Below are 7,186 nucleotides of genomic sequence, written 5' to 3'. Positions count from 1 at the left end.
AACATATATCGCAGATATACTTGAATTGAAATTATACTTCGAGTTTACTAGTGAAGTTTTTGCTGTATACAAATCCCTCTGTGCCGATATGATATCGGACAAAGGCCTGTTCCCAAGCACAAACTCCTTCTCATACAGTTCAAGTGTTTTAGCGGCTTTTTGGATGGATGATTTATTCAGATCCCAGATACGGTTTTCTTTTTCCACAGTGACCTTCAGAATGGAAAAATTCTTGTTAAGGTCACGCTTGCCTGATTGAAGCTGATACTCGCTGATATTCTTCATGGAGCGCGCTTCATTGGTTTTGCCGCGGCTAAGACCGCCATCCATTAGCGGCATATTGAATTGAAGATAGAATTGCGAAGATGGAGCGTCAGAGTCTTCAAAACGCTGCTTGTAGTTTCCCAGAAGCTGAAGCTTGGGGAACGGGTCTTTTTTCGCATACTCATACTCTTCTTTTTTCTGCTTCACCTTTTCGGAAAGCATTTTTATAACAAAACTGTTCTCATAAAGATCAGGTGTCGCCGGAAACTTTGGTATGTTGGGCTTCTTGTTTTCATCAAAATTATCTTTGATATCAACGGTTTCGCCTATCAGCGAATAAAAGGAAAGTTTGGCATCCTCCAGCGACTTGTCGGCATCTTCCTTGCGGGTTCGGGCCTCATCCAGAGCAGCCATAGCCCTCACGGAATCGGACGCTTCCGACAGTCCGCCATCGACTCTTGCCTGAACTTTTTTCGCAAGCTTTTCTACCGAGCGAACGTAATCGTCCGTTATGAGCTTCGTCTTTTTCTTCCGCCAGACATCAAGATAGGCCTTGATGATTTCAAAAGTCAGCTTTTCCTGCTGTATTTTAAAATTCCACTTGGCTGCGTTATAGGCGTTCTGTGCAGCAGCGATCTGGCGATCGCGCGTCAAGTCGATCAGTGTATATTGAAATGCAAAGGTCAGCATTCCAGCTTCGTCATCATCGGGCTGATACGACGCGCCATATCCTCTGTCATTCGTTTTTGTTTTGCCTATCAAATTCACCTGCGGCCAGTAGGATGCATAGGCCTGATCGACCTTGTACTTGGCGGCATTGCTTTGTTCGTCAGCAATTTTTCCAGAAGTATTATACTTCAGACCATCCTGAATGGCTTCTTTCAACGTCGTTGCTGACGCGGAGGAAGCCAAACAAATGATCGATACAGAGACCATATAGGCCAGAGATTTAGTCATGCGTACCTCCCGACTGAGCGCCCAAACGAATATGGAGTGCCGACTCGATAGCGGTACGCATCGCGACGATCTCATGCAGGCACGCAAAACTGGCATCATGTGACAGTTTCTGTAACTCGGCCATCCGGTCGAGCGATTGCCTGTCTGCACCCACACTGCCACTTAGGACCGCAATATTCTCGTTTAGCGAATGGACATGATTGTTCAGCTCGGCCGCACGGGACACGCTACTATCCATCACGGAATCGAGCCCTACCCGCATCCTTTCGACACGAGCCGTATTGGAAGCCAATGATTGGTTGAGCTCCGCCGCGTGCTTGTTTCCCAGATCGCTCAAATCGCATAGACGTGCATTAGCCCGAAGTATCTCTTCATTGGCTTTGAGTATTTCATCAAAAGTAGAGCGCGCACCACTGATTTCATTGGCAAATTGCTCCCTGCTTTTCATCATGTAATTGATGAGAGCTGCATTGGTTTTCTGAAGATTCTGAACCGCATCCTGCAATTCGGAAACTTTGCCGCTCATAGCCTTCAGATATTTCACACCGCCGCCGCGACCTGCCGGCACACCGACCACCGTCGGCTCCTCTTCATCCTTTTGGGCAATTATCCAGTCGTCGACCTGAGCAAAAAACTCGGTATTCGTTTTGCTGACCAATATTGCTTGAAGACCAAGGGTAAGCGAGCTGGTTAAGCCCATCAACGATGCCGAAAAGGCTGTGGCCATGCCGGACAAAGGAACGCTCAGCCCCGTAACGAGATCTTTGCCAGATGCCTGAGATGAAAGAACATCAAAAACCGAGCCCATGGTGTGCATCAGACCGATGAACGTTCCGAGAAGACCAAGGCCAATCAATGAGCCTGAAATAAAATCAAGCGCTGTACTCTTCCAGCCGATCGCTTCTTTCCACTTCTGGATCAGCTCGTTCTGTATCGCGCCTGAATGAAAAGGAATACCTGCAAATCGTCGTCCAAATATCGCCCGCGCGTGCTTTTCGTCTGGACCGTAACGCCTCCAGAGATAGTCCTTGCGGATGGTGTTAAAAGCATCAAGCAAAACGATGATAGTCGCTGTCGCAAATATCGTTACGATGATGCTGTTAATATAGACGTTGTGGCTTACGATATCGAATATCTCGTCGAAAAACTTGTATCCGACAAACAACGTTGCCAACGCAATAGCGATGAGTAAAAATGAATAATAACGAAACTTACTCATGTTAATATAGGTCCTTTCAGTTTCCTGAACGATTTATACAGACCGAGAATTTACAATTTTACCTGGAAACCGATCGTTGCTTTAAAATAATAGCTTTCAGCTATGTGGTTAATCGAGCTGTTTACAGACCCTTCACCGTAGAGGGTATATTTCTTGTTTGCCCATCTATAAGAGCCGCCAACACCGATCCCAGCCCAAAGATCATCCGACGCATTGTCGAAAACGGTGCCACCATAGTCGATCCGGGTTCCGCCAAGGAACTCCTGATAGAAATTGGCCGTGCTATACATATTGGCGTCCACCGGCAATCCGTCGCTACCCAGCCAGCTATCGCTGTATTTGGCCATAAAGCCGAACCTGCCCAACAGGCTTTCGCCACCCTGGTCGGAAATTCTCGCTCCGTAGATATCCTTGAACGTATCAAAAATGACAGAAGACCAAACCAATTGAGCCTGGGGCGTTACCGACCAGTTGTCATCAAGTATGTAACGTTGCCCCACTTCGATACTGGCGGCATAACCAGTACCCTTATTGCCTTCGGCAAGCTGCTTATTAAGATTTTTCGAATAAAGATCAGTCGTATAGGAACTGATCTGGACCTGACCGTCGGCATAAAAACCGTCATTGTCATACCAGGTCAGTGTGCCGCCGAATCCCCATCCCTGCGTATTGATCGTACCACCGTAAAAATCAGTGATGTTCGAACTGGCCTGTCCATATTGCCCGGTCAAACCACCAATAAGTCGACCATTTGCATCTTCGTAAAACTCACCATCAATACCAGTTTGAAGCTGATAGGTATTGATATTCTGGTTGACGCGCCCTGCCGTAGTGTCGGCCCGGAGCCGGTCGTGCGCACCCTCAACCCGCCCCCAATTGGCGATCGTTGCCGGCTCTCCACCTTCACCCGCCAGCCGGACAATAGCAGAAACATCGTCGAAATAGCGGTCTCCAACACGTTGCTGCAAAGTAGGCAGTCTATTGAGCGTCTGCATGGAGCTTTTATAAGCTTCATAGATTGGCGCTGCCGCGCTATAGAGACCAGGAGGATTGGTGGGGTCGGTCGGATTGCCCGGATCAACGGGATTCGGCCCAGTATACTGACTGACCAAATACCAGTTTCCATCATTAGGATCAGCTTTGCTGTTTTTCTGCAATGTATAAGCATACGCCGACGATGTCATAATGGCGTTTTTGCCGTCCGGGGTTTGGTAATCGCTCTTTAAAACGAAATCGCCGTTGGAGCTCCCCTTCACGTCGATGATTTCAATGCCGTTCGTCGTAGCGGCACCAAGGCCGGTTCGGTTGGTTACGTCAAGAGTCGTCGAACCGGAAGTATTCCCTTCAATCAACAACTTATCCGTCTTCGAACTATCATCATTCAGATTTGATGTAATTGCGATAGTACCATTATTTCCGACGTAATCGCCTGCAATCGTCAGTGTGGCGCCGCCCTTGCCACCAAAATCAACGGTTCCGCTATTCGTCAGCGAAGACATGTTGGTGTTGAAGCCACCCAATCTCAGGTTCGTGCCCTCGTTAACAGTAAAAGCAGACGCTCCGCTGAAACCACCACTTGCACCCTGAATGAGCGTTCCACCTTCGACAATTGTTGCTCCGGAATACGTGTTCACACCGGAAAGTGTAAGCGGAGCAGTGCTATCTTTGCTGAGGGTCATTCCACCGGAACCCGAGATCGCACCGGAAAACTCGCTTTCGAATCCCTGGTTCACCGTCAATCTGCCAGAACCGAGCCTGATCTCGCCGTCAAAAGAGCCTTCCTTCGGATTTGACGACAAGAGGCCATTGACGGTCGTATCAAAGCCGTTCAGATCCGCGACAGCACCGCTATCGATGCTCAGATAACCAGTGCCGAATGCGTTGGTGGCGATGCCGGCCTGAGCCACACCCTTCTCAACGATAAGGCCACCAGAGAAACTGTTATTGCCGGAAAAAATGGTGGTGCCCGCGCCGCTTTGGAACACCTGCCCTACGCCAGTGATTTCATTGCCTAGCGTAAAGGTGTCACTATGATTGATAACCAGCCGCCCCCGGTCGTAGCGGGTGTTGGTAAGTACGATCTCGCTGTCTGGGCGAATACTGCCCGTTGTGCCGCCCTCACCCAACTGAAGCGTGCCTTCGGCTACAGTGGTCGTACCCTTATAGGTGTTATCGCCCGCCAGAACGAGAGTACCATAGCCGATCTTCTCAAATCCATTTTCATCGCCAGCCTTGTCAGTAAGCGTGGCGGCAATTGTTGCCGTATACGAGGCACCCCCAGCGGATCGATCGCCGACATTGATAACCGGGATATCTTCATTGGCGAGGTCGATCGCCCCACCTTCGATACGATACTTGTCGGCAGCAAACTGCATCCCGTCAACTTCCGGCGTGTATCCATTCGCCAGCGTGACCACCCCGCCAGTTCCCATAAAGACGGCAAAACCATGATCCGTCCAGGAGGCATTTTTGACACCATCGATATTGGTCCAGGCAGTCGTGGAGGCGTCCCAAGTGCCGTTTCCGCCATCGATCTGACCGTTGCCATATTTTGACGAATCCCCACCATCCCAATAGTAGAACGCCATCCCGTCATTTTTTTCGACATTGACGTTTCCTCCCAGACCTCCAGGATTCTGCACCACCTGCAGAGAGTAATTGTTCGGATCAATGCCCGGCACATTGCCAATTTTCATAGAGTTGACCGTCAGGGCGCCAGTGTAGTCAATAATTCGGTATACGCCCGCATCCCCAGTCGTGCTCTGATCCGTTATATTCAGAGTACCGTTGAGCGCGAGATCACCTTTTACAGTGATCACGGGCTTGGTGGATGGTTCTTCGTTTAACGTAACCTCAAGCGTACTGCCCGTCTGAAATGAGAGTCCGCCATCAAACTCCAATGGCGCGCCTGATTGGGCGAACAAGACCGCCCCGCTGCTCACCGTGGCCACTCCCCCGACAGTTCCCCCACCGCCAAAAGCAGTACCGGACGCTACCGAAACATTTCCTCCAAGTGTCGCTCCGCTATCAAGGCGCAACTGTCCGGCGCTCACAGATGTCAAACCCGTGAAGCCGCCACTATTCCCACTTAAAACCAATACTCCAGCCCCGCTTTTTGTGAAGGTTCCAGTGCCGGAAATGCTTTGGGAAAGGGTGAAAATATTATCCTTGTCGGCAATATCAAAACCGCCGCCGACATCTCCGATTTGGATCGCACGGCTTGTTGACGTCATGGCAGTGTCGAGAATCTGCAGCATGCCGCCGTTGAACGTCAACGTGCCCGCTGCGGCGCCAAGACTGCTATCGCTCGAAACCGCCAGCTCGCCACCCGCGATCGTCCATGACGTTGTCTGACTGGTCGTTCCCGTCAAAAGGTCCAGACACTCACATCCGTCTTGCTATAGCCTTGGAACCCCTTGTACTGGTTGCCTATCGCAGAGACGTCAAATGTACCGTTAGCAGCCCCGCCTAACGCGAGTGTATTTCCCACAGTCCCGCTCTTAACGACAACATTCCCCTTGATGACGGAGCTGTTCCAGATTTCAAAAGTGTTATTATTGCCGACAATATCGACGGCATTGGCTGCATTGACGTCAGTAGTACCAACTCCACGGCCCAATTGACCGGGAGAGATCGTTCCAGCATTGATTACATGGGCGCCTGTGCCCATACGGATACCATCGCCGCCAGAGCCAGGATGCGCAAGACGGACAGGCGAAGCTCCACCGTTGCTTACGATGTCCCCACCATTGCCCCCCGACACTACACCATAATTGGTAAAGACGGCTCCTTGATCCACGACAACGCCATCGCCGCCACTGCCGCCGCCGCCAAGCCAGGATTGCCACACATAACCACCATTACCGCCATTCCCCCCCGTAATTGTCGCTCCAGCCGCAGCGGTCAGTGTTCCCGCCTTGACAATTGCACCAGCTCCACCGCCGCCACCTGAAGCATCGTCTCCATGATACACATTACCACCGCCCCCTCCATTTCCGCCTGTGATCGTTGATCCGGTAGCGAGGTACGAAGGACTGGCGTTCAAAAACACACCTGCCCCACCACCGCCGCCGCCAGTGCCGGCATTACTGCCGGCAGTACCATCATATCCTCTTATTACGACCTGCCCCGCACCAACCGTCGTCGCCCCCACGCCACCACCAGCCCCCCCACCGGCACCATTTCCGCTGGCAGCCCCATTTGCTCCATGTCCATCCACAGGCGCAGTGTTCGGCGCTGTTTTACTCCCGCCCCCTGAGAAACCGCCACCGCCGTTACCGACACCGCCATAACCGCTGCCTCGTGCACTTTGCCCCCCTGGGTTTCCCGTCAGATCGAGTGCGTATGCGGTGGACATCCCTAAGGCAGACATGAAAAGACAGCTGGTAGAAAATACTGTTACCGATAAGGCGACACCCGACACCCCGCGCTGCAGATACCCACTGAATTTACGCAGATGAAATGATTGCGCGCGAATCTTGCCTTTCGCAGTCATTCGATCGCCTTTTTCGTTTCCCACCGCATTCTTGCCGGACTGTTTCGACGCCGAGATCAATTCGCACTGCACCAAACGGTCACCTTTCGTCATTCCAAATACACCCGCACCAAACGTCCGATGATCGCCGCCCTCTAACAGGCTTCACCGTGCATCAGAAAACTCATAGAGGAATCACAAAATCCAACTAGAATTACAAAATTATTTTGCGCAAATCGCATTTTTATACACAAGTGTCAATCTTTTATTGC

4 protein-coding genes are annotated in these 7,186 nt (G+C 51.0%); all 4 read right to left on the bottom strand.

Going from position 1 to position 7,186, the window contains the following annotated elements; genetic code table 11:
• Positions 1-1,221: TolC family protein (locus tag AVM02_RS13615; protein WP_411507476.1), on the bottom strand; the 1,221-nt coding region annotated here is incomplete at its 3' end.
• Positions 1,214-2,440: a hypothetical protein gene (locus AVM02_RS13610; protein WP_411507475.1), complete on the bottom strand. Its 1,227-nt coding sequence runs from the start codon at positions 2,438-2,440 to the stop codon at positions 1,214-1,216. The genes AVM02_RS13610 and AVM02_RS13615, both read right to left, overlap by 8 nt.
• A gap of 50 nt (positions 2,441-2,490) precedes the next feature.
• Entirely contained in the window at positions 2,491-5,811 is a 3,321-nt protein-coding gene (locus tag AVM02_RS13605; protein ID WP_411507474.1) for an autotransporter outer membrane beta-barrel domain-containing protein, read from the bottom strand.
• Positions 5,808-7,028, bottom strand: a complete 1,221-nt coding sequence (locus AVM02_RS13600; protein WP_411507473.1) for a hypothetical protein — start codon at positions 7,026-7,028, stop codon at positions 5,808-5,810. The genes AVM02_RS13605 and AVM02_RS13600 overlap by 4 nt, the downstream gene beginning before the upstream one ends.
• Positions 7,029-7,186 lie beyond the last annotated feature (158 nt).

Source organism: Brucella anthropi, assembly GCF_046630315.1.
Taxonomy (GTDB): domain Bacteria; phylum Pseudomonadota; class Alphaproteobacteria; order Rhizobiales; family Rhizobiaceae; genus Brucella; species Brucella anthropi_A.
This window is presented reverse-complemented; position numbering and strand designations above follow the sequence as displayed.